The sequence below is a fragment of the Pseudomonas sp. genome, from assembly GCF_017744435.1.
Lineage (GTDB): Bacteria > Pseudomonadota > Gammaproteobacteria > Pseudomonadales > Pseudomonadaceae > Aquipseudomonas.
Genome location: NZ_JAGIBG010000001.1, coordinates 183181 through 202329 on the forward strand (window position 1 = coordinate 183181; position 19149 = coordinate 202329).

The window sequence follows — 19149 nt, forward strand, 5'->3', positions numbered from 1 at the left end:
AGGCAAGCCGGCGATGGGCGCCTGCCAGGTGGAGCTACTTGCCGCGAGCCTTGTTGTAAATGGTGAGTGCCCGGTCGGCACTGGCCTGGCAATTTTTCATGTCGCCCTTGGCCTGGGCGGCCTTGGCCTGTTTCAGCAGCTTCTGATAGTCAGTCGCCATCCCGCCATGCAGCGCCTGCCCGTCAGTTTTGTGGATCTCTTCCAGGTTGTTGATCTTTGCTTCGCAATTGGTCTTGGCCTCATCAGCGGCTTGGGCACCAAAACTCAACAAAGTGGCAGCCACCAGCAGTGTCACGTATCTCATGTCGCGTTCTCCTGGGTAATCGGAATGGTCATCGAGAGACATTTGGCTCGACGCAGCGAGAAGCATAGTCGGCGATCGTCCCCTGTGTCGGTTCAGCTCCGCGCTCGTGCAGTCTCGGCAAACAGGAAGTCGATGAACGCCCGCACCCGCAATGGCATGTGCCGGGCCTGGGGGTAGATCAGCATGAAGGGACGCGAGGTGCCGCCGTATGCGCCCAGCACCTCGACCAGTTCGCCACTGGCCAGCGCGTCCTGCACGGTGAAGCGGTAGGCCTGCATCAGGCCGCCACCATGGCGCACCAGTGTCGCGGTCGCCAGGAAATCCCCCAGGCAGGTGAAACCACCTTGGGTCTCCATTTCGACCGCGCGGCCTTCGATGCGGAAACTCCACGGTGGGCGGCGGCCGTTGCTGGCCAGTTCGAACTGGATGCACTCATGCCCGGCCAGGTCCTGCGGCACCTGCGGCGTACCCATGCGGGCCAGGTAGCCCGGCGTCGCTACCACCACCAACTCGGCATCTTCCAGGCGCCGCGCCACCAGCCGCGAATCGGCCGGCTCGCGGCCACGGATGGCGAGGTCGAAGGGCTCTTCGGCGAAGTCGACGTTGCGATTGCTGACGTGCACGTCTACCTGCACCTGTGGATAGCGCTGGCGGAACGCCGGCAGCAACGGCAGCAGACGGTGATGCGCATAAGGGGTGGGCGCGCTGATGCGCAGGCGGCCACTGGGCACGGCCTGGCCACCGGTGGCCTGGCGCTCCGCCTCGACCAGTTGCCCGAGCGCCTGTCGGCATTGCTGGTAATAGGCCTGGCCGGCGTCGGACAGGCGCATCTGCCGTGTGGTCCGCACGAACAGGCGCACGCCCAGGCGTTCTTCCAGGCGCGCCACGCTGCGGCTCACCGCTGCCGGCGTGACGCCGGCCTCGCTTGCCGCAGCGGTGAAGCTACCGGTATCGGCTGCCAGGCAGAACAGTTCCAGGCTGCCCAGTTGCAAGTCGTCGAAGTGGCGGGTCATGGCGGCTCGATTGATTACATGGTGTATCGATTGAAATGCCATCTGGCTCATTTTTCAAGCAAGCGTTGCGCCCTACAGTGAGCTCCACCACGAGCCACCGGCTCACTTTCGGAGAACGCAACCATGAGCACGCCAAGAACCGTCATCATCACCGGGGCCTCCAGCGGCCTGGGCTTCGCCCTCGCCGAGGCCTTCCTCGAACGCGGCGACAACGTGGTCGGCAATGCCCGCAGCCAGGCACGCCTGGACCAGGCCGCCGCCCGTCTCGGCCATCCGCAGCGCTTCGTCGGCGTGGCCGGCGACATCGCCGAGGCCGAAACTGCCCAGCGCCTGATCGCCACGGCCCAGGCGACCTTCGGCGGCGTCGACATCCTGATCAATAACGCCGGGATCTTCATCCCCAAGCCCTTCACCGAGTACAGCGAGGCCGACGTCGACGCGCTGGTTGGCACCAACCTCAAGGGCTTTTTCTATCCGTCACAGGCAGCGGCAAGGGTGATGGCCGCACAAGGCCACGGGCAGATCATCGCCATCACCGCTTCCATCGCCCTGCAGCCGGATACCCGCGTGCCGGCGCTGTTGCCGGTGCTGGTCAAGGGCGGGCTCAACCAGGCGGTCAAAGGCCTGGCCCTGGAACTGGCCGCCAGCGGCGTGCAGGTCAATGCAGTGGCACCGGGGATCATCGATACACCGCTGCACAGCGGCAACGTCGAAGGGCTTGGCGGGCTGTCACCGAGCGGTCGCACGGGCAACCCGCAGGATGTGGTGGATGCCGTGCTGTACCTGACCGATGCGCGCTTTGTCAGCGGCGTCATCCTGCCCGTGGACGGTGGTAGCACCGCCGGCACCTGGCACTGACCCGAGGAGCGAGCAGCCATGCCATACGTTCATATCCGGGTGACCGATGAAGGGGTGACCCCGCAACACAAGCGCCAGCTGATCGAGGGCACCACGCAGTTGCTGCAACAGGTACTGGGCAAGCCGCCGGCCAGTACCTTCGTGGTGATCGAGGAAGTGCCGACGGACAACTGGGGGGTTGGCGGCGAGACCGTGACGGCGGTACGCCTGCGAGAGCGGGGCTGAGCCCTGGGGGCGTTCTGCGCCCCTTTCGCCGGCAAGCGCGGCGCCCACAGGTGTGGAGCAGCCCCTACTGGCGCAAGCGCTCCAGCGCCTCCAGCACAAACCCGGTGGCCCGCTCCACCTGCCCCTCCCGGCAGGCAATTCCCAGCTGGCGCCACAACCCAGGCCGCAGCGGCCGGCGCGCAATGCGCCGGTCCAGTTCGGCGGCCTCTCCTTCCTGCGGCAACAAGGTCGCACCATAGCCGGCGCCCACCAGGCTCTTGATCGCATCGTTGTAGTTCAGCTCGATGCGCGGCTCGGGATACAAGCCCGCCGCCGCGAACCACTCACCCGTCACCCGCGACAACTGGGTGCTGTTGTCATTGAGGATCAACGCACGCTGCGCCAGCCAGGCGGGAGTGACTTTGGCGGGTGGCTGCCAGTCGGCCGGCACATACGCCAGGATCGGGTCACGCCGCCAGGGCGTGAGCCTGACGCCCTTGCCAGCCACCTGCGGCAGCGCCACCAGGCCGATATCCAGGGTGCCTTCGCGCAAACGCGCCAGGGAAGCCTGGGAGGTCAGCACCTGAACCTGCACGTCGATGCCGGGGTGCGCCACCCGCAGGTGCTCGAGGGCCCTGGGCAGCAAATGGGCAATGGCCCCTGTGGAGGCGCCCAGGCGCACCCGCCCAGTCAGGCCTTCGACCTGGCGGCGCACCTCGTCCAGGGCTAGGTCGGCATCAGCCAGCAAACGACGAGCACGTGCCAGCAAGGTCTCGCCGATAGTCGTGGGGCGCACCTGGTTGCGGTTGCGGGTCAGCAGCGGCGCACCGACCCGCGCCTCCAGCTCGGCCACGTGCAGGCTGATGGTGGGCGGCGCCAGGTTGAGCTGGCGGGCGGCTTCGGCAAAGGAGCCCAGGTCGGCAATCACCACCAGGGTGCGCAGGCGGTCGAGGCTGATTTCACGCATGGGCGGCGATCCTTGATTCATCAAAACTGAACGTCAGCATCATGATATTCAAATTTTCTTTCTCAAGGCCACAGGCGAGCATAGGCCATCCCCTCCCCTGACCGGACCCCGACCATGCACACTCCAGTTGTCTTCATCGACGGCGACCAAGGCACCACCGGCCTGCAGATCCACGCCCGCCTGCAAGGCCGTAGCGACCTGCGTCTGCTGACCCTGCCCGAAGCCGAGCGCAAGGACCCGCAGCGCCGCGCCGACGCCATCAACAGCGCCGACATCGCCTTGCTGTGCCTGCCCGACGACGCCGCCCGCGAGGCCGTGGCGGCCATCGAAAATCCGGCTGTGCGGGTGATCGACGCCAGCTCCGCGCACCGCACTACACCCGGCTGGGTCTATGGTTTGCCAGAACTGGACGGGCAGCAGGCCGAGCGTATCGCCCAGGCCAAGCGTGTCAGCAACCCTGGCTGCTACCCCACTGGCGCCATCGCCCTGCTGCGCCCACTGGTCAAGGCCGGCCTGCTGCCGGCCGACTACCCGCTGAGCATCCATGCCATTTCCGGCTATTCCGGCGGTGGCCGCGCCGCAGTGGAACGGCACGAGACACCGGGTGCCGAGCACGCCCCGACCTTGCAGCTGTATGGCCTGGAACTGGCGCACAAGCACGTGCCGGAAATCCAGCAGCACGCCGGCCTGTCGGCACGGCCGATGTTCCTGCCGGGTTACGCGGCCTATCGCCAGGGCATCGTCCTGAGCATCCCGCTGCAACTGCGCCTGCTGCCGGGCCAGGCCAATGCCGAACAGTTGCAGGCTTGCCTGGAACAGCACTACCAGGGCGCCCGCCATGTGCAAGTGATGCCCCTGCACCAACAGGGCCCGGCCACCCCGCTCGACCCTGAGGCGCTGAACGACAGCAACGACCTGCGCCTGGCCCTGTTCGCCAACCCCGAGCACGGCCAGGTGGTGCTGACGGCGGTGTTCGACAACCTCGGCAAGGGGGCCTCGGGCGCGGCGGTGCAGAACCTCGACCTGATGCTTGCCGCGATGCGCGGCTAAAAAGGGTTTAGACTGTGCACCCCGCGCCAACCCGGCGCGGGGTGAGCCAACCGCAGCCGGAGCCCGTCCACCGATGTTCATCCTGAGCCGCCTCGACAGCGTGCCGCCCGAATCCTTCCAGAACCAGATCCGCGAGCTGGTGATCCACAACGTCGGCGACCTGAGCAGCGTCGCCATTCGTGCCGAAAACCCGCTGTATCCGCTGTACCAGTACGGTGTCGGCATGGAGATGCACCAGTACCTGCAGGCCATGGACGGCACCCGCGGCCTGGCGGTGCAGCTGACCCTGGCCCTGGATGCCGACGCCCCGGACCAGTTGCTCGGTTTCGCCCTGACCTTGCCGGCCCAGGACACCCCCCAGGCCTGCGCCCTGGCGTTTCTGGCCGTGGCGCCCGGCCACCGCCGCCAAGGCATTGCCCGTGCCCTGCTGGGTGACGTGCAGGCGCGCTTTGCCAGCGTCGAACTGAATGCCTTTGCCCATCAGGTGCCCTGGTTCGAAAGCATGGGCATGCAGGTGGTCGCCGCCAGCGGGCCGCAGGTGCTGATGAGCAGCACCGGCCAGGCCAGTGGTGCGCTGATCGGTCGGTTGGACATTGCGCCGATCTACCAGACCGCCGAAGTGCTGCAGATTCACACTTACCTGCTCAATCAGCAGGGTGAGGATGCCATGCTCGATGCCGAGCAACAGCGCGATGAATGGCTGGATGAGTTGACGGTGCAAGCCAAGGAATGTGTACGGCAGCGCAGATCGGTGCATTGATCTGAGGGCCTCTTCGCGGGCAAGCCCGCTCCCACAGGGACCACACAGGATTTGAAACCTGCGCGATTCCTGTGGGAGCGGGCGTGCCCGCGAAGAAGCAACACTGGCCGGTCAGGCATGCACCCAACGCCGATGCAGCCCGCGGGCCAGGGCATCGAGCATGAACCCCAGCATGCCGATCAGCAGCACCATCGCCATCAGCTCCGAGTACGCCAGGCGATCGCGGGTATCGAGAATGAAATACCCCAGCCCCGCACTCACCCCGAGCATCTCGCACGGCACCAGCACGATCCACAGGATGCCGATGGCCAGGCGCACGCCGGTCAGTACATGGCCAATCACCCCGGGGAGGATCACCTTGCACAAGGTTTCCCAGCGCGTGGCACTGAGGCTGCGGCTCAGCTGCAGCCAGCGCGGGTCGAGCTGGCGCACGCCAGCGGCGGTATTGAGCAGAATCGGCCACAGTGCGGCGAAGGCCAGCAGGAAGTAGATCGGCTGGTCGCCCACGCCCACCAGCATCACCACCACGGGCATCCACGACAGTGGCGAAATCATCCGCAGGAACTGGAACGCCGGCGTGGTCGCCGCCTCCAGGTGCCGGTAGCTGCCGACCAGCAATCCCAGCGGCACGCCGATCAGCAACGCCAGCAACAAGCCGACCAGAATGCGCTTGAGGCTGACCCAGACATGCCCATAGACCTCGCCCTGGCCGAGCAACTCGACCAGGCTGGCCAGGGTCGCCTGGGGCGAGAAGCGCGCCGACAGGCCGTCGGCCTCGCCGAACAACCGCACCCCCAGCCACCACAGCAACAGCAACCCCAGCAGGCCGGCCAAACCCAGGCCGGCATGGACGACGTGCTTGCGCATCAGACCGCGAACTCCTCGCTACGCTGGAAGTTCTCGGCAATGCCGAACACCGAGGGGCCGCCGACGGCGGCAATGGCGTTGCGCACGAAGCGGTCGTCGACCAGGTCGCGGGCCGTCTGCGCCGGGTCCAGCCCAGCGAGGAAGCCGCTTTCGCCCTCGATCAGGGTGTGCTTCAGGCGCTTGACCAGTTCCTCGGTGTAGCTGGGGTATGGGTAGGGCTGGAAGTCGATGCGTTTTTCATCCCACTGCTGGTGCTGAATCGCGCCACTGGCAATGTAGCTGGCACGGTCTTCGGCGGCCGGGGCCAGCACCTTGGTCAGCACTGCCGGTTCATGCGGGGTGTATTTGTTGAGGCCCGCCTTGGACAGCAGCGCTGCCGCTTCGGCGCGGTGGTCACGGGTCCAGTGCTGGGCCTTGACGATGGCGTTGACCACCTTCTGCGACCATTCCGGGCGGTTGTTAAGGTCGTGCTCGTGCATGAACACCACGCAGCAGGCGTGGTTGCGCCAGACATCGCCGGTAAAGCGCTGCACGCGGCCGATCTTGAGGTTCTCGGCCAGGGCATTGAACGGTTCGGCGACGATGTAGCCGGCGATGCGCTTGCTGGCCAGGGCTGGCGGCATGTCCGAGGGTGGCAGCACCAGCAGGTTGACTTCGTTGGCCGCCAGCTGAGCATTGGCGGGCTTCGACACCGGGGTCAGGCCGTTGTCGTTGAGCATCTGCTGCAGCACCACGTTGTGGATCGAGTACCAGAACGGGATGGCCACGGTCTTGCCGCCCAGCTGCTTCATGTCGGTGATGTCTGGCGCCACGGTCAGGCCCGAACCGCCGACATGGTTCCAGGCCACCACCTTGGCCGGTACCTTGCTGCCATAACGTGCCCACACGGTCATCGGCGACAGCAGGTGAATAACGTTGACCTGGCCCGAGATGAACGCCTCGATCACCTGCGCCCAGCTGCGCAGCAGCACCGGGCGCTCGGCCTTGATGCCTTCGGCCTCGAACAGGCCGTTGTTGTGCGCCACCAGCAGCGGCGTTGCATCGGTGATCGGCAGGTAGCCGATGCGCACCGGCGCGTCGGGTTCGGCGGCGGCGCGGGCCTGCAGGCTGGAAAGCAGTGGCACGGCACCGGCGGCAGTAAGCATGGCGCTGAGCTTGAGGAAATCACGACGGGAAGTGGCGGAACAGCAGTCATCCATGCACATGTGCAGGCTCCGAAGGCAACGAGGTAGGGGAAGGTTCAGCCGTGCGGCTTGCCCGCCGAAGGGTTTTCAGGATCTCGATTCGCAGTGCGCCCAGCTCTTCGACCCGGTGTGCGCGCGGTTGCGGCAGGTCGATGTGCCATTGGCCAAGGATGTGCGCCGGGTGGTCGCCCAGTAGCAGCACCCGGTCGGACAACAACAGGGCTTCGTCGATATCGTGGGTAATCAGCACCGCCGCCGTGTTGTGGGTGGCGATCAGTTGCAGCAGCAATTGCTGCATGTCGGCACGGGTCACTTCGTCGAGCGCACCGAACGGCTCGTCGAGCAGCAGGACTTCGGGCTGGCGCGCCAGGCAGCGGGCCAGCGCAGTTCGCTGGGCCATGCCGCCGGACAACTGCGCCGGGTACTGGTTGCGCGCATGGGCCAGGCCCACCGCGCTGATGGCATGGTCGATGCGCGCACGGCGCTCGGCTGCGGCCAGCTTGGGCTGGCGGGCGAAGTCCAGGCCGAAGGCGACGTTCTTTTCCAGGCTCAGCCAGGGCAGCAGGCTCGGGTCCTGGAAGGCCACTGCCAGACGCGGGTGCGGCCCTTGCAACGGCTCGCCGTGCAGGGTCACGCGCCCGCTACGCGGTTGCTGCAGGCCGGCCAGCACCCGCAGCAGGCTGGACTTGCCGACGCCACTGGGGCCGAGGATGGTCACCACCTCCCCTGGCGCCAGTTGCAGGTCGAAGCGCGCCAGCACGTCCTGCCAGCCGCCCTCGCGCGGGTAGCCCAGGCTGATCTCGCGGGCTTCGAGTAACGCTTGGCTCATGCGCTGGCGGCCTGGCGATGCAGCTCGGCGCGCAGTTGCACCAGGCTTGGGGTGACGATCGGCACGAACGCCGACTCGCGCCAGCGGCGGGCGAAGCCGGCACCGAACTCATCCAGGTACGCCTTGCCGCCGCTGGCCTGCAGCTCCAGCTGCACGGCGTCGGCCGCACTTTCGGCCAGGGTGATGCGCAGCTTGAACAGCGCCGCCGGCTGGCTCTGGAAGCGCTCTTCGAGCAGGCCTTGCTTGAGCTCGGCCACGGTGTTTTCCAGGCGTTCCTTGAGCACCTGACGGTGTTCTTCGAGGAACGACAGGCGCCCGTGCAGGTGTTCATGCACTTCGTGCAGCGACCGCCGCGCCAGGCCGATGGCCATGCCGCACTGCAGGGCGAGAAACGCCGGGCGCACCTTGGGCAGGAATTCGCGGGCGTTTTCGTGCAGCAGCCAGTCGCGGCTCAACTCGACCTGGTGGAACGCCAGCGCTGCCGTATTGCTCGATTGCAGGCCCATCAGTTCCAGGTCGTCGGAGCGCTCCAGGCCCTGGCTGTCGGAGGGAATGGCCATCACGAACGGCGAGCCGCCGGCGTCGTCCTCGATGGCCGCTGCCACGACGAAGCCGCTCTTGCGCAGGTTGGTCACCCAGTGCAGGCGGCCTTCCAGCGTCCAGCCCGCCGCGTCGGGGCGGCCACGCACCTGCAAGGTCTCGATCCCGGAGAGGAACTTCATGGCGTTGGACAAACCGGTGGCACCGGCCAGCTCGCCAGTCAGCAGGCTGGGCAGCAAGCGCTCGCGCAAGGCCTGGTTGGGGCTTTGCAGCAGGTATTCGATGAACGCGCGCTGGCCCCAGCAGACGAAGGCTGCGGCCAGTGAGCGGCTGGCGATGGCGGCGATGGCTTCGACCGCATGGGTGACCGCGCCCCCGCTGCCGCCCAGTACCGGGGCGACGCCGACGCGCAGCAGTTGCGATTCGGCGATGTGCGCCAGCACCTGCTGCGGGTCGCATTGGCCCTGGTCGATAGCCTCGGCGTTGGCATCCAGCCACTGACGAAATGCAGCATCAAGCATGTCCCTACTCCTTTTGAAATCGCAGGCGCCACCAGCGCCAGGCGTCAATTACGCAGTTGGCTGCCAGCGGTACTTGCTCAGCTCGTCGTTGAGCGGCGTCTGGGCGAACACATTAGCAAAGTTGCACAGGGTTGCGAGACTCACGCCAAGAATCACTTCCAGGGCGTTGCCCTCGGTGAAACCCGCTGCGCGGAAGGCCTGGTAGGTGGCGTCGCTGACATTGCCGCGGGTGGCGATGACTTCACGGGCGAATTCGGCCAGGGTCTCGTAGCGGGCATCTGGCAGTTCGCCACGGGCACGCAGGGCGTCGACCACTTCGGCGGGCAGTTTGGCCTTGTTCAGGGCCACGGCGGTATGGCCGGCGACGCAGAAATCGCAACCGTGCTTGGTGGCGGCAATCAGTTGTACCACTTCACGCTCGGCCAGGGTCAGCTCGGATTTGCCGTTCAGGGCCGAGACGGTGACGTAGGTTTCCAGCGCTGCCGGGGCGTTGGCCAGCACGCCGAGCAGGTTGGGAATGAAACCGGAGTTCTTCTGGGCGTTTTCGAGGAATGGGCGGGCCGCTTCCGGGGCGCTCTGCAGAGTGTGTAGAGTAATGCGCGAGGTCATGGAGTGGTCTCCTGTTGATGTGTGTCGCTACAGTCTGTTGGTTATAAGAATTACCCTCCATATTCATCAGTCGCCTTTCCTTGCTCCTGAGTCTTTGCATTAGATGATTTCATCCAGCCATCTTGTCGATTGGTTATTAGAAAGCCTCGAGCTCGACGCCAGCCTGTTCCATGTCGGCCGCTACTGCGGCGGCTGGCATGCCAGCACCCAGGGCATGGGCCGCGCCAGCTTCCACCTGGTGGTGCAGGGCCATTGCTGGCTGCACCTCGATGGCCAGGCCGAGGCCGTGCGCCTGGCAACCGGCGATGCCGTGTTCCTGCTGCGCGACCTGGGCTATCGGCTGTCCAGCGACCAGGACCCGATCGCAGCCTGCGAGCAGCCACGCCGTGAGATGCAGGCATTGGATGCGACGGCGAGCGATGGTGTGGGCCTGGTCTGCGGGTTCTTCGACTTCCGCCCCGGGTTGTCGTCACTGATCGTCGAAGGGCTGGCCGACTGGATCGTGCTGCGCGCCGATGAACCGGCCGGGCATGCGGCGCGGGCGTTGTTCGGGCTGATTCTGGAGGAGTGCCAGCGCTCGCCCTCGCAAATGCTGCTGGAGCGCCTGACCCACCTGCTGTTTCTGTATGTGCTGCGCCAGCAGGTACACGCCGGGCAATCGCTGGGCGGGCTGGTCGCCCTCGCCCGCCAGCCGGCGTTTGCCGGGTTGCTGGAGCAATTGATCGAACAGCCTGGCCAGGCCTGGACACTGGAGAGCATGGCAGCCTGCACCGGGTTGTCGCGTTCGGCGTTCTTCAAGCGCTTCAATGAACTGGCCGGGCAGTCGCCGGGGCAAGTGTTGCTGGCGCTGCGCATGCGCCATGCCTGCCGGTTGCTGCAGGCGGGCAATACCGTGGAACAGGTTGGGGGGCAGGTGGGGTATCAGTCGGTGGCTGCGTTTACCCGGGCGTTCGCCAAGGCCATGGGGGTGCAGCCTGGGGCTTATCGTCGGCAACATGAAGGAAGGTGACCTGTACTGGCCTATTCGCGGGTAAACCCGCTCCCACAGGATCGCCACAGGTTTCAATACCTGTGCAGTACCTGTGGGAGCGGGCTCGCCCGCGAAGAGGCCGGGACAGGCGTTAGATTCAGGCCTGGCTGACCGGGATATCCCCCGCCCCCTTGCCATCACGTCGCTCGCACATCCACTCATTGACCTGCTGCCCGAACTCGGCCGGCGCCTTGCGCCCAAACCGCCGTGCCAGGTCAAGGATGGTCTGCTGCGCCAACGCCTCTTCCATACGTTTCTGCGCCCCCAGCATCACCGCATGTATGGCGCAGGTGCCTTCGGTCGCCCAGCCCGGCGCTGAACCTTCGAACAAGGTGCAACGTTCGCGGATCTCGCGGCAATCGAAGATCTTCTTCGGCCCGTCGATGGCGTTGACGATATCCAGCACGGTGATTTCGTCCGACGGCCGGGCCAGGCGAAAACCGCCGCGCACGCCTTCGGTGGCCGCCACCAGCTTGGCCCGGGCGAGCTTGGTGAAGACCTTGGCCAGGTACTCCTGCGGCACGCCCTGCAGCTCCGCCAGGTCACGCACGCTGGACTCACGGGTATCACCTCGTTCATCCACGAGGTACAGCAGGCAATGGATGCCGTATTCGACGCCAGCACTGTAGAGCGACATATAAATCTCCGACCAACTTTGTCGCAAATACTACGCTGATCACGGGCGCAGCGCAAAGCTGACCTGCGCCATTCATCGCTATTTCATGCCCCCGACTTTCCCTTTAAAGCCCAGCCACAAAGGCATCCGCCCGGTTTTTACCGCCTGTCGTCCGCTGCCCGTTCAAAAAAAACGCTTGCCGATTCAAACTACGATCAATACAGTCGTAGTTATTCGAGCAGCACAACCAACGCCCTCGAAGCCCTCTTCAACCTTGCGGAGCACTTCCATGAAATCGAACATCCTGATCATCGGTGCCGGCTTTGCCGGTGTCTGGAGCGCCCTGAGCGCCGCCCGCCTGCTCGACCAGGCCCAGCGCGACGACCTGAGCATCAGCGTGCTCGCCCCGCAACCGGAACTGCGTATCCGCCCGCGCTTCTACGAGGCCGACGTGCACAGCCTGAAGGCACCGGTCGGTGAACTGTTCGATGCAGTCGGCGTGCGCTTCATCACCGGCAACGCCGAGGCCATCGATGCCGCAGGCCGCAGCGTCAGCTTTACCGATGTCGATGGCCAGCGTCAGCAGATTGCCTACGACCGCCTGATCCTCGCCGCCGGCAGCCAGGTGGCGCGCCCGGCGATTCCAGGCCTGGCCGAACATGCCTTCGATGTCGACCAGATGGAGTCGGCCGTGAAGCTCGAGCAGCACTTGCACAGCCTGGCCGCCCTGCCCGCCTCGCCGGCACGTAATACGGTGGTGGTCTGCGGCGGTGGCTTCACCGGCATCGAAACCGCCACGGAAATCCCCGTCCGCCTGCGCGCCATCCTCGGCAACGACGCTGAAGTACGGGTACTGGTGATCGATCGTGGCACCCGCGTCGGTGCCGCACTCGGTGCCGGCATCACCCCGTCGATCGTCGCCGCCAGTGCACAGGCTGGCGCAGAGTGGCTGACCGGCACCTCGGTGGTGGCGGTGGATGCCGGCGGCGTGACCCTGGACAGCGGTGAGTACATCGCCAGCAAGACCGTGATCTGGACCGCCGGTGTCAAAGCCAGCCCGCTGACCGCCCAGGTCGTCGGCGAGCGTGACAACTTCGGCCGCCTCAAGGTCGACGACCACCTCAAGGTGATCGGCCAGGACCACATCTATGCCACCGGTGACACCGCCTGGGCCGCCGTCGACGAGCTGGGCAACCATGCCCTGATGACCTGCCAGCACGCGATCCCCATGGGCCGCCATTCCGGCAACAACGCCATGGCCGACCTGCTGGGCGTAGCACCGGTGGTCTACCGTCAACCCAAGTACGTCACCTGCCTGGACCTCGGCGAATGGGGTGCGGCCTTCAGTGAAGGCTGGGAGCGCGAACTGAAACTGCAGGGCCAGGAAGGCAAGGACCTGAAGCGCCAGATCAACGGGGTATGGATCTACCCACCAGCCGCCGATCGCGCCCAGGCACTGGCTGCTGCCGACCCGCTGATCGCGATCGTCTAAGTGCAAAAAACCTGACAGATCCGTCAAAAAATGACGGATTTGTCGGGAAATGTATTTACATTGAATGACTGGTCAATATTAATGGCCATATGGCATCATTCAAATAAAAACAGATTCAAGAGGGTGAGGCACACACTTAAATCCGCAGCGCATCGAGAGCCTGGCACCATCCCCGGTGGCCCGGCCATCCGTCCATGCTCTTGACGCCTGCACGCCAACGTCAAGGAGCATTCCATGCAGTTACGGAATATGAAGATCGGCACCCGCGCTACCAGCGTTTTCGCCCTGTTGGGCGCATTGGTCCTGGCCATGGGCCTTATCGCAATCTATGAAACCCGGCAGATGGATTCGGCCACGGACGAGATCCGTGTCACCTGGATGCCCGCCGTGGTCGCCCTCAGTGAAATCAGCACCAACCTCGGCCGTGCCCGCGCCGTCACCCTGCGCGCCGCGCTGGATGACAACACCGCCGAGCGTGCGCGCAACATCGACCTGCTCAAAGGCATCAACGAGCAGCTCAAAAGTGGCCTGAAAGATTACGAGGACACCATCATCGCCGCCGATGACCGTGCCCTGTTCAACGCCTTCAATGCTGCCCACCAGCAATACCTCGACCTCCAGGCCCGGGTACTGCAGGACATCAACGCCGGCCGCATGGATGAGGCCAAGCAGCAGATGACTGGTCCGCTCAGCCAGTACGCCGACACCATGATGAAAGCCATGGCCGCGCTCATTGCCTACAACGGCAAAGGTGCCGAGGATGCTTCGCAACGCAGCAGTGATGTTGCCGATCAGGCCTTCACCGCGATCATCGCTTCGCTGGCAGTCATCATGATTGCCCTGGCCACCATCGCCACCGTGCTCACCCGCAGTATCGTGGTGCCGCTGGCCGATGCGGTCGCCGTGGCCGAGCGTGTGGCCACTGGCGACCTGACCCAGGATATCCGGGTCGTCGGCCGCGACGAGCCGGCCCTGCTGCTGCGCGCCCTGAGCCGCATGCAGAACAGCCTGCGCGAGACCATCCGCAAGATCGCCGCCTCCTCCGACCAACTGGCCTCCGCCTCTGAAGAGCTGCACACCGTCACCGAGGACACCAGCCGCGGCCTGCACCAGCAGAGCGCGGAAATCGACCAGGCCGCCACCGCCGTCAACCAGATGACCGCGGCGGTGGAAGAAGTGGCGAACAACGCAGTCAGCACGGCCGATGCTTCGAAAGGTGCCGACCAGAACACCCGCGATGGCCGCGATCAGGTCAACCAGGCCCTGGCCTCCATCGAGCATCTGGTCAATGACGTGACCGGCACCTCGAGCGAGATCGAACAGCTGGCCAGCAACGCCAACGAGATCAGCCGCGTGCTGGACGTGATCGGCGCAATTGCCGGACAGACCAACCTGCTGGCGCTCAACGCGGCGATCGAAGCAGCCCGCGCCGGTGAGGCAGGTCGTGGCTTTGCCGTGGTGGCCGATGAGGTGCGCGCCCTCGCCCACCGTACCCAGCAGTCGACGGCAGAGATCGAGCAGATGATCGCCGGGATCCAGAACGGTACCGAGCGGGCGGTGTCGGCAATGCACAGCAGCCGCGGGCGGGCCAACGGCACGCTGGAAGTGGCGCAGGGTGCGGGTCAGGCGCTGGAGGTGATTGCCGAGGCGATCGCTTCGATCAACCAGCGCAACCTGGTAATCGCCAGTGCTTCCGAGGAGCAGGCGCAGGTGGCGAGGGAGGTGGATCGCAACCTGGTGAACATTCGTGACCTGGCGATGCAGACGTCGGCGGGGGCGAACCAGACCAGTGCGGCGGCGCAGGACCTGTCGCGCCTTGCCGTGGACCTGAATGGCATGGTGGCGCAGTTCAAGGTCTGATCTGAAACAGCTGCGGCCGCGTTGCGGCCCTTCGCGGGCACGCCCGCTCCCACAAGGTACAGCGCAAGCCTTGGGCTTTATGCAATCCCTGTGGGAGCGGGCGTGCCCGCGAAGGGCTGCAAAGCAGCCCCTTCTTTAAAATCAATCGTTAACGCAAATCGCCCGACCCGCCTTCACGGCAGCCTTGCCGCGCGTCGCCAGGCAGTAGTACAGCGGCACCGTCACCAGCAGGCCAAACAGCCACGACAAGTCAGCCCCTTCGACAATGTTCGAATACGGCCCCACATACAGCGACGTGTTGGCAAACGGCAACTGCACCAGGATCCCGCAGGCATAGGCAATGATCGCGTGGTGATTGAAGCGGCCATAGATGCCGCCGTCGGCACGGAAGATCGACGCGATGTCGTACTGGCCCTTCTTGATCAGGTAGAAGTCGATCAGGTTGATCGATGCCCACGGCACCAGCACCAGCAGCAGCGCCAGGATCAGGCCGATGAACTGGCCGATGAAGCCGGCCGACGCATTCAGCGCCACCATCCCGCAGCCCACCAGGATCACCGAAGCCAGGATCACCCGCACCTTGATGCTCGGCGTCCACTCGGCGACGAACGTCTGGATCGCGGTAACGATCGACAGCACCGCGCCATACAGGTTGAGGGCGTTGTGGCTGATGATGTTGAGCAGGAACAGCACCATCAGGATCGGGCCCAGCCAGCCGGTGGCCTGCTTGACCGCATCCATCGCGTCGGTGCCATCCGGCACGCACAGCACCGCGATCGTGCCGAAGCTGAAGCACAGGATGGTGCCCAGGGTGGCGCCGAAGTAGGTCGCCCAGAACGGCTTGGCGATGCCTACTTCACGCGGCAGGTAGCGCGAGTAGTCGGAGGTGTACGGCGAGAAGCTGATCTGCCAGATGATGCCCAGCGACACCGTGGCGATGAAGCCCGACAGGTTGAACGCGCCGCGGGTCAGGAAGTCGGCCGGCAGCTCCTGGACGAACATCATGATGAAGCCGGCCAGCAGTGCCGAACCCATCACCCAGGTACCGATGCGGTTGAGGATGTGGATGAAGCGGTAGCCGATCACGCCGATGGCCGTCGCACTCAGGGCGCCGATCACGATCGCGCCTGGCATCGGCACGCTCGGGGCGATGCCATGGATGGTCTTGCCCGCCAGGACGATGTTGGAGATGAAGAAGCCGACATAGATCAGCGCGGTGAAGAACACGATCAGCAAGGCGCCGTAACGGCCGAACTGGCCGCGGCTCTGGACCATCTGCGGAATGCCCAGCTGCGGTCCCTGCGCAGAGGCCAGGGCGATGAACACGCCCCCGACGAGATGACCCAGCACGATTGCGATCAGCCCCCACAGCAGGTTCAGGTGGAACACCTGGACCACCATGGCGCCGGTGACGATAGGCAGTGGCGCGATGTTGGTACTGAACCAGAGGGTGAACAGGTCGCGCGCCTTCCCATGGCGCTCGGCAGGTGGAACGTAATCGACCGTGTGATTCTCGACAAACTGGTGTTGCGACGACGGTTGGGACATAGGATTCAGCTCGAAAGGTCGTTTTTATCTTTGTAAGGAAACCGCATCTAGGCGGCCTCTCAGCTGCGGACCATATTATGGTATTCCAAACTTTTGACAACACTGATCCGTAGGAAAAAACGCCCGCTGATCTGCTCGCACAACCCCTGCGACAAACCGCCTCAGCACTCTATCCCACGGTTTACGTGGCCTTGCGCCGTTCATCGTGAAAAACCACGGCTGAAAATTCCACTTGCAAAATAGGTATTACGGTATACCATCAGACACATCAACGATAAAAACCGCGGACCACCGCAGCCCTTTAGAGGTACACCAGATGATCGACGCAAGCATCTACAAGAACGTCCTGGGCTCCTTCCCGTCCGGCGTGACCGTCATCACCACCCTGGACGACGACGGCTCGGTCGTCGGCCTGACCGCCAGCGCCTTCTCCTCCCTGTCGATGGACCCGCCGCTGGTGCTGTTCTGCCCCAACTACACCTCCGACTCCTACCCGGTCCTGATCAAGAACAAGCGCTTCGCCATTCACCTGCTCTCCGGTGGGCAGCAGGCCGAAGCCTACGCGTTCGCCAAGAAGGGCAAGGACAAGGCCGCCGGCATCGAGTGGACCCTGAGCGAACTGGGCAACCCGATCCTGGCCGGCGCCACCGCTGTCATCGAATGCGAACTGTGGCGCGAATATGAAGGTGGCGACCACGCCATCATGGTCGGCAAGGTGCACAACCTGATCGTCCCCGAGGAAGCGCCTCGGCCGATGGTCTACTGCCGCGGCAAGATGGCCAGCCTGCCGGCCTTTGCCTGAAGCCTATTCTGAATCGAGACACCTGGCGCCTGCGCAGCCTGGCGACAGACACTTTCAAGCGTTGAGGAAAGCCCCATGAAATTTTCGTTGTTCGTGCACATGGAACGTTGGGATGAACAGGTCAGCCACCGCCAGCTGTTCGAAGACCTGACCGAACTGACCCTGATGGCCGAGCACGGCGGTTTCAGCACCGTGTGGATCGGCGAACACCACGCCATGGAATACACCATCTCGCCAAGCCCGATGCCGCTGCTGGCCTACCTGGCCGCGCGCACCGAGAAGATCCGCCTGGGTGCCGGCACCATCATCGCGCCGTTCTGGAACCCGATCCGCGTTGCCGGCGAATGCGCCCTGCTCGACGTGATCAGCAACGGCCGCATGGAAGTGGGCCTGGCCCGTGGTGCCTACCAGTTCGAATTCGACCGCATGGCCGGTGGCATGCCGGCCACCGACGGCGGCAAGGCCCTGCGCGAAATGGTCCCGGTGGTACGCAAGCTGTGGGAAGGCGACTACGCCCATGACGGCGAAGTCTACAAGTTTCCCACCTCCACCAGCGTACCGAAGCCGTTCAACGCCACCCCGCCGATGTGGATCGCCGCCCGCGATCCGGACTCGCACAACTTTGCCGTGGCCAACGGCTGCAACGTCATGGTCACCCCGCTGATGAAGGGCGACGAGGAAGTGCTGGACCTGAAGAACAAGTTCCAGGCCGCCCTCGACAACAACCCGGACGTGCCACGCCCGCAACTGATGGTGCTGCGCCACACCCACGTGCACAGCCCGTCGGAGCCTGAAGGCTGGAAAATCGGCGCCCAGGCCATCTCGCGCTTCTACCGCACCTTCGATGCCTGGTTCGGCAACAAGACCACCCCGGTCAACGGCTTCCTCGAGCCGAGCCCTGAGTCGAAGTTCGCCGAAGTGCCGGCGTTCCAGCTGGAGAACATCCGCAAGAACACCATGATCGGCACCCCGGAAGAGATCATCGCCCGGATCAAGTACTACCAGGAGCTCGGTGTCGACGAGTTCAGCTTCTGGTGCGACAACAGCCTGCCCCACGCCGAGAAGAAGAAGTCGCTCGAGCTGTTCATCAAGGAAGTGGTGCCGGCCTTCGCCTGAATTCCCATTGCCTGAGTCATTGCGGGACGCGCCCGCTCCCGTGGGCCCCCGAAGCCCGCGTGAGCGGGCTTTTTTTTGAAACCTGCACCGGCCTCTTCGCGGGCACGCCCGCTCCCACAGGGTGGTGCAAACCTTAGAGGCTGCGCAGTCCCTGTGGGAGCGGGCGTGCCCGCGAAGAGGCCAGTACAGACAGCACAAGATTCAAGGGATCAGCCCACCTTTCGTCCCCCCGCAAGAGAAATTTCAAGCCACCTCTTGCACAACAAATATTATGGTATACCATCAGACAACAAGAGCTGATAACCCTCACCAGGAGCCACCCATGAGTTTCGAAATCCGCAAGATCGTCACCTACTCCGAAGAGACCCGCATCGAAGGCGGCAAGGCCACCGACAAGCCGGTGACCATGGTCGGCCTGGCCGTCGTGATCAAGAACCCATGGGCCGGTCGCGGTTTCGTTGAAGATCTGAAGCCGGAAATCCGCGCCAACTGCTCGGAGCTGGGTGCCCTGATGGTCGAGCGCCTGACCGCAGCCATCGGCGGTGCCGACAAGATCGAGGCCTACGGTAAGGCTGCAGTGGTCGGCGCCGATGGCGAAATCGAACACGCCTCGGCAGTGATCCACACCCTGCGCTTCGGCAACCACTACCGCGAAGCGGTGCAGGCCAAGAGCTACCTGAGCTTCACCAACAAGCGCGGCGGCCCGGGCACCTCGATCCAGATCCCGATGATGCAGAAGGACGACGAAGGCCTGCGTTCGCACTACATCACCCTGGAAATGCAGATCGAAGACGCCCCGCGCGCCGATGAAATCGTCGTGGTCCTGGGCGCTGCCGACGGCGGCCGCCTGCACCCGCGCATCGGCAACCGCTACATCGACCTGGAAGAACTGGCTGCCGAAAAAGCCAACGCTCAATAACAACAACCAAGACGGGCCGGGGCGTGGCGTGCTTACCCGCCGCGCCCGACCTTCAAGGAG

The 19149-nt window shown here is 64.7% G+C and carries 20 protein-coding genes; 10 read left to right on the plus strand and 10 right to left on the minus strand.

Features of this window, described 5'->3' with window-relative positions; genetic code table 11:
- Window positions 1-34 precede the first annotated feature (34 nt).
- On the minus strand, window positions 35-346 hold the full coding sequence (locus J7573_RS00855; RefSeq protein WP_363262849.1) for a hypothetical protein: 312 nt from the start codon (window positions 344-346) through the stop codon (window positions 35-37).
- 50 nt (window positions 347-396) lie between these two features.
- Complete coding sequence (locus J7573_RS00860) at window positions 397-1317, minus strand: LysR family transcriptional regulator (RefSeq protein WP_294323814.1); 921 nt, start codon at window positions 1315-1317, stop codon at window positions 397-399.
- 123 nt (window positions 1318-1440) lie between these two features.
- Between J7573_RS00860 and J7573_RS00865 the strand changes: the two genes are divergently transcribed.
- The gene (locus J7573_RS00865; RefSeq protein WP_294323817.1) at window positions 1441-2175 is read left to right on the plus strand and encodes an SDR family oxidoreductase; all 735 of its coding nucleotides are present in this window, start codon (window positions 1441-1443) and stop codon (window positions 2173-2175) included.
- Window positions 2176-2193: 18 nt separating this feature from the next.
- On the plus strand, window positions 2194-2400 hold the full coding sequence (locus tag J7573_RS00870; protein ID WP_294323819.1) for a 4-oxalocrotonate tautomerase family protein: 207 nt from the start codon (window positions 2194-2196) through the stop codon (window positions 2398-2400).
- Between the two features lie 64 nt (window positions 2401-2464).
- Here the strand turns inward: J7573_RS00870 and J7573_RS00875 are convergent, their stop codons facing one another.
- Window positions 2465-3346, minus strand: coding sequence for a LysR family transcriptional regulator (locus tag J7573_RS00875; RefSeq protein ID WP_294323822.1), 882 nt, complete (start codon window positions 3344-3346; stop codon window positions 2465-2467).
- 114 nt (window positions 3347-3460) lie between these two features.
- On the opposite strand from J7573_RS00875, the gene argC reads away from it, so the two are divergent.
- Together argC and J7573_RS00885 are read left to right on the plus strand one after the other, a co-directional pair.
- Window positions 3461-4396, plus strand: a complete 936-nt coding sequence (gene argC, locus J7573_RS00880; RefSeq protein WP_294323825.1) for an N-acetyl-gamma-glutamyl-phosphate reductase — start codon at window positions 3461-3463, stop codon at window positions 4394-4396.
- A 73-nt stretch (window positions 4397-4469) separates the two neighbouring features.
- Window positions 4470-5156, plus strand: a complete 687-nt coding sequence (locus J7573_RS00885) for a GNAT family N-acetyltransferase (protein WP_294323828.1) — start codon at window positions 4470-4472, stop codon at window positions 5154-5156.
- A gap of 111 nt (window positions 5157-5267) precedes the next feature.
- On the opposite strand, the gene J7573_RS00890 is transcribed toward J7573_RS00885, so the two are convergent.
- The 5 genes from J7573_RS00890 to J7573_RS00910 are packed head-to-tail and all read right to left on the minus strand — an operon-like array spanning window position 5268 to window position 9706.
- A complete protein-coding gene (locus J7573_RS00890) occupies window positions 5268-6023 on the minus strand; it encodes an ABC transporter permease (protein ID WP_294323831.1) in 756 nt (251 codons plus the stop codon).
- Entirely contained in the window at window positions 6023-7228 is a 1206-nt protein-coding gene (locus tag J7573_RS00895; RefSeq protein ID WP_294323833.1) for an ABC transporter substrate-binding protein, read from the minus strand. The genes J7573_RS00890 and J7573_RS00895 overlap by 1 nt, the downstream gene beginning before the upstream one ends.
- Window positions 7215-8036 (minus strand): ABC transporter ATP-binding protein, encoded by an 822-nt coding sequence (locus J7573_RS00900; RefSeq protein ID WP_294323836.1) that lies wholly within the window; start codon window positions 8034-8036, stop codon window positions 7215-7217. The genes J7573_RS00895 and J7573_RS00900 overlap by 14 nt, the downstream gene beginning before the upstream one ends.
- Window positions 8033-9097, minus strand: a complete 1065-nt coding sequence (locus J7573_RS00905; protein ID WP_294323838.1) for an acyl-CoA dehydrogenase family protein — start codon at window positions 9095-9097, stop codon at window positions 8033-8035. Before J7573_RS00905 ends, J7573_RS00900 begins: the two co-directional genes overlap by 4 nt.
- A gap of 48 nt (window positions 9098-9145) precedes the next feature.
- On the minus strand, window positions 9146-9706 hold the full coding sequence (locus J7573_RS00910; RefSeq protein WP_294323840.1) for a carboxymuconolactone decarboxylase family protein: 561 nt from the start codon (window positions 9704-9706) through the stop codon (window positions 9146-9148).
- A 103-nt stretch (window positions 9707-9809) separates the two neighbouring features.
- Between J7573_RS00910 and J7573_RS00915 the strand changes: the two genes are divergently transcribed.
- A complete protein-coding gene (locus J7573_RS00915) occupies window positions 9810-10715 on the plus strand; it encodes an AraC family transcriptional regulator (protein ID WP_294323841.1) in 906 nt (301 codons plus the stop codon).
- Window positions 10716-10833: 118 nt separating this feature from the next.
- Here J7573_RS00915 and J7573_RS00920 read toward each other — a convergent pair whose 3' ends face one another.
- Window positions 10834-11373: an Rrf2 family transcriptional regulator gene (locus J7573_RS00920; RefSeq protein ID WP_294323843.1), complete on the minus strand. Its 540-nt coding sequence runs from the start codon at window positions 11371-11373 to the stop codon at window positions 10834-10836.
- 268 nt (window positions 11374-11641) lie between these two features.
- Here J7573_RS00920 and J7573_RS00925 point away from each other — a divergent pair, with 268 nt between their 5' ends.
- Both J7573_RS00925 and J7573_RS00930 read left to right on the plus strand, forming a co-directional pair.
- A complete protein-coding gene (locus tag J7573_RS00925; RefSeq protein ID WP_294323846.1) occupies window positions 11642-12844 on the plus strand; it encodes an NAD(P)/FAD-dependent oxidoreductase in 1203 nt (400 codons plus the stop codon).
- A gap of 234 nt (window positions 12845-13078) precedes the next feature.
- Window positions 13079-14704, plus strand: a complete 1626-nt coding sequence (locus tag J7573_RS00930) for a methyl-accepting chemotaxis protein (RefSeq protein ID WP_294323849.1) — start codon at window positions 13079-13081, stop codon at window positions 14702-14704.
- 141 nt (window positions 14705-14845) lie between these two features.
- On the opposite strand, the gene J7573_RS00935 is transcribed toward J7573_RS00930, so the two are convergent.
- The gene (locus J7573_RS00935) at window positions 14846-16252 is read right to left on the minus strand and encodes a cytosine permease (RefSeq protein WP_294323853.1); all 1407 of its coding nucleotides are present in this window, start codon (window positions 16250-16252) and stop codon (window positions 14846-14848) included.
- A 316-nt stretch (window positions 16253-16568) separates the two neighbouring features.
- Between J7573_RS00935 and J7573_RS00940 the strand changes: the two genes are divergently transcribed.
- From J7573_RS00940 to J7573_RS00950, 3 genes are all read left to right on the plus strand, one after another.
- Window positions 16569-17054 carry a flavin reductase family protein gene (locus J7573_RS00940; RefSeq protein ID WP_294323856.1) on the plus strand — a complete coding sequence of 162 codons (486 nt, stop codon included), beginning with the start codon at window positions 16569-16571 and terminating at the stop codon, window positions 17052-17054.
- A 75-nt stretch (window positions 17055-17129) separates the two neighbouring features.
- Window positions 17130-18170 carry an LLM class flavin-dependent oxidoreductase gene (locus tag J7573_RS00945; protein ID WP_027918587.1) on the plus strand — a complete coding sequence of 347 codons (1041 nt, stop codon included), beginning with the start codon at window positions 17130-17132 and terminating at the stop codon, window positions 18168-18170.
- Between the two features lie 322 nt (window positions 18171-18492).
- Complete coding sequence (locus J7573_RS00950) at window positions 18493-19089, plus strand: amino acid synthesis family protein (RefSeq protein ID WP_003256068.1); 597 nt, start codon at window positions 18493-18495, stop codon at window positions 19087-19089.
- The last annotated feature ends 60 nt before the right edge of the window (window positions 19090-19149 follow it).

Excerpts from the sequence above, each read along its gene's own strand:
- J7573_RS00870 (WP_294323819.1), top strand. The coding sequence starts at position 2,194 with ATGCCATACGTTCATATCCGGGTGACCGATGAAGGGGTGACCCCGCAA.
- J7573_RS00950 (WP_003256068.1), top strand. The coding sequence starts at position 18,493 with ATGAGTTTCGAAATCCGCAAGATCGTCACCTACTCCGAAGAGACCCGC.
- J7573_RS00915 (WP_294323841.1), top strand. The coding sequence starts at position 9,810 with ATGATTTCATCCAGCCATCTTGTCGATTGGTTATTAGAAAGCCTCGAG.
- J7573_RS00935 (WP_294323853.1), bottom strand. The coding sequence starts at position 16,252 with ATGTCCCAACCGTCGTCGCAACACCAGTTTGTCGAGAATCACACGGTC.
- J7573_RS00905 (WP_294323838.1), bottom strand. The coding sequence starts at position 9,097 with ATGCTTGATGCTGCATTTCGTCAGTGGCTGGATGCCAACGCCGAGGCT.
- J7573_RS00940 (WP_294323856.1), top strand. The coding sequence starts at position 16,569 with ATGATCGACGCAAGCATCTACAAGAACGTCCTGGGCTCCTTCCCGTCC.
- argC (WP_294323825.1), top strand. The coding sequence starts at position 3,461 with ATGCACACTCCAGTTGTCTTCATCGACGGCGACCAAGGCACCACCGGC.
- J7573_RS00875 (WP_294323822.1), bottom strand. The coding sequence starts at position 3,346 with ATGCGTGAAATCAGCCTCGACCGCCTGCGCACCCTGGTGGTGATTGCC.
- J7573_RS00885 (WP_294323828.1), top strand. The coding sequence starts at position 4,470 with ATGTTCATCCTGAGCCGCCTCGACAGCGTGCCGCCCGAATCCTTCCAG.
- J7573_RS00890 (WP_294323831.1), bottom strand. The coding sequence starts at position 6,023 with ATGCGCAAGCACGTCGTCCATGCCGGCCTGGGTTTGGCCGGCCTGCTG.
- J7573_RS00930 (WP_294323849.1), top strand. The coding sequence starts at position 13,079 with ATGCAGTTACGGAATATGAAGATCGGCACCCGCGCTACCAGCGTTTTC.
- J7573_RS00895 (WP_294323833.1), bottom strand. The coding sequence starts at position 7,228 with ATGTGCATGGATGACTGCTGTTCCGCCACTTCCCGTCGTGATTTCCTC.
- J7573_RS00855 (WP_363262849.1), bottom strand. The coding sequence starts at position 346 with ATGTCTCTCGATGACCATTCCGATTACCCAGGAGAACGCGACATGAGA.
- J7573_RS00900 (WP_294323836.1), bottom strand. The coding sequence starts at position 8,036 with ATGAGCCAAGCGTTACTCGAAGCCCGCGAGATCAGCCTGGGCTACCCG.
- J7573_RS00925 (WP_294323846.1), top strand. The coding sequence starts at position 11,642 with ATGAAATCGAACATCCTGATCATCGGTGCCGGCTTTGCCGGTGTCTGG.
- J7573_RS00945 (WP_027918587.1), top strand. The coding sequence starts at position 17,130 with ATGAAATTTTCGTTGTTCGTGCACATGGAACGTTGGGATGAACAGGTC.
- J7573_RS00860 (WP_294323814.1), bottom strand. The coding sequence starts at position 1,317 with ATGACCCGCCACTTCGACGACTTGCAACTGGGCAGCCTGGAACTGTTC.
- J7573_RS00865 (WP_294323817.1), top strand. The coding sequence starts at position 1,441 with ATGAGCACGCCAAGAACCGTCATCATCACCGGGGCCTCCAGCGGCCTG.
- J7573_RS00920 (WP_294323843.1), bottom strand. The coding sequence starts at position 11,373 with ATGTCGCTCTACAGTGCTGGCGTCGAATACGGCATCCATTGCCTGCTG.
- J7573_RS00910 (WP_294323840.1), bottom strand. The coding sequence starts at position 9,706 with ATGACCTCGCGCATTACTCTACACACTCTGCAGAGCGCCCCGGAAGCG.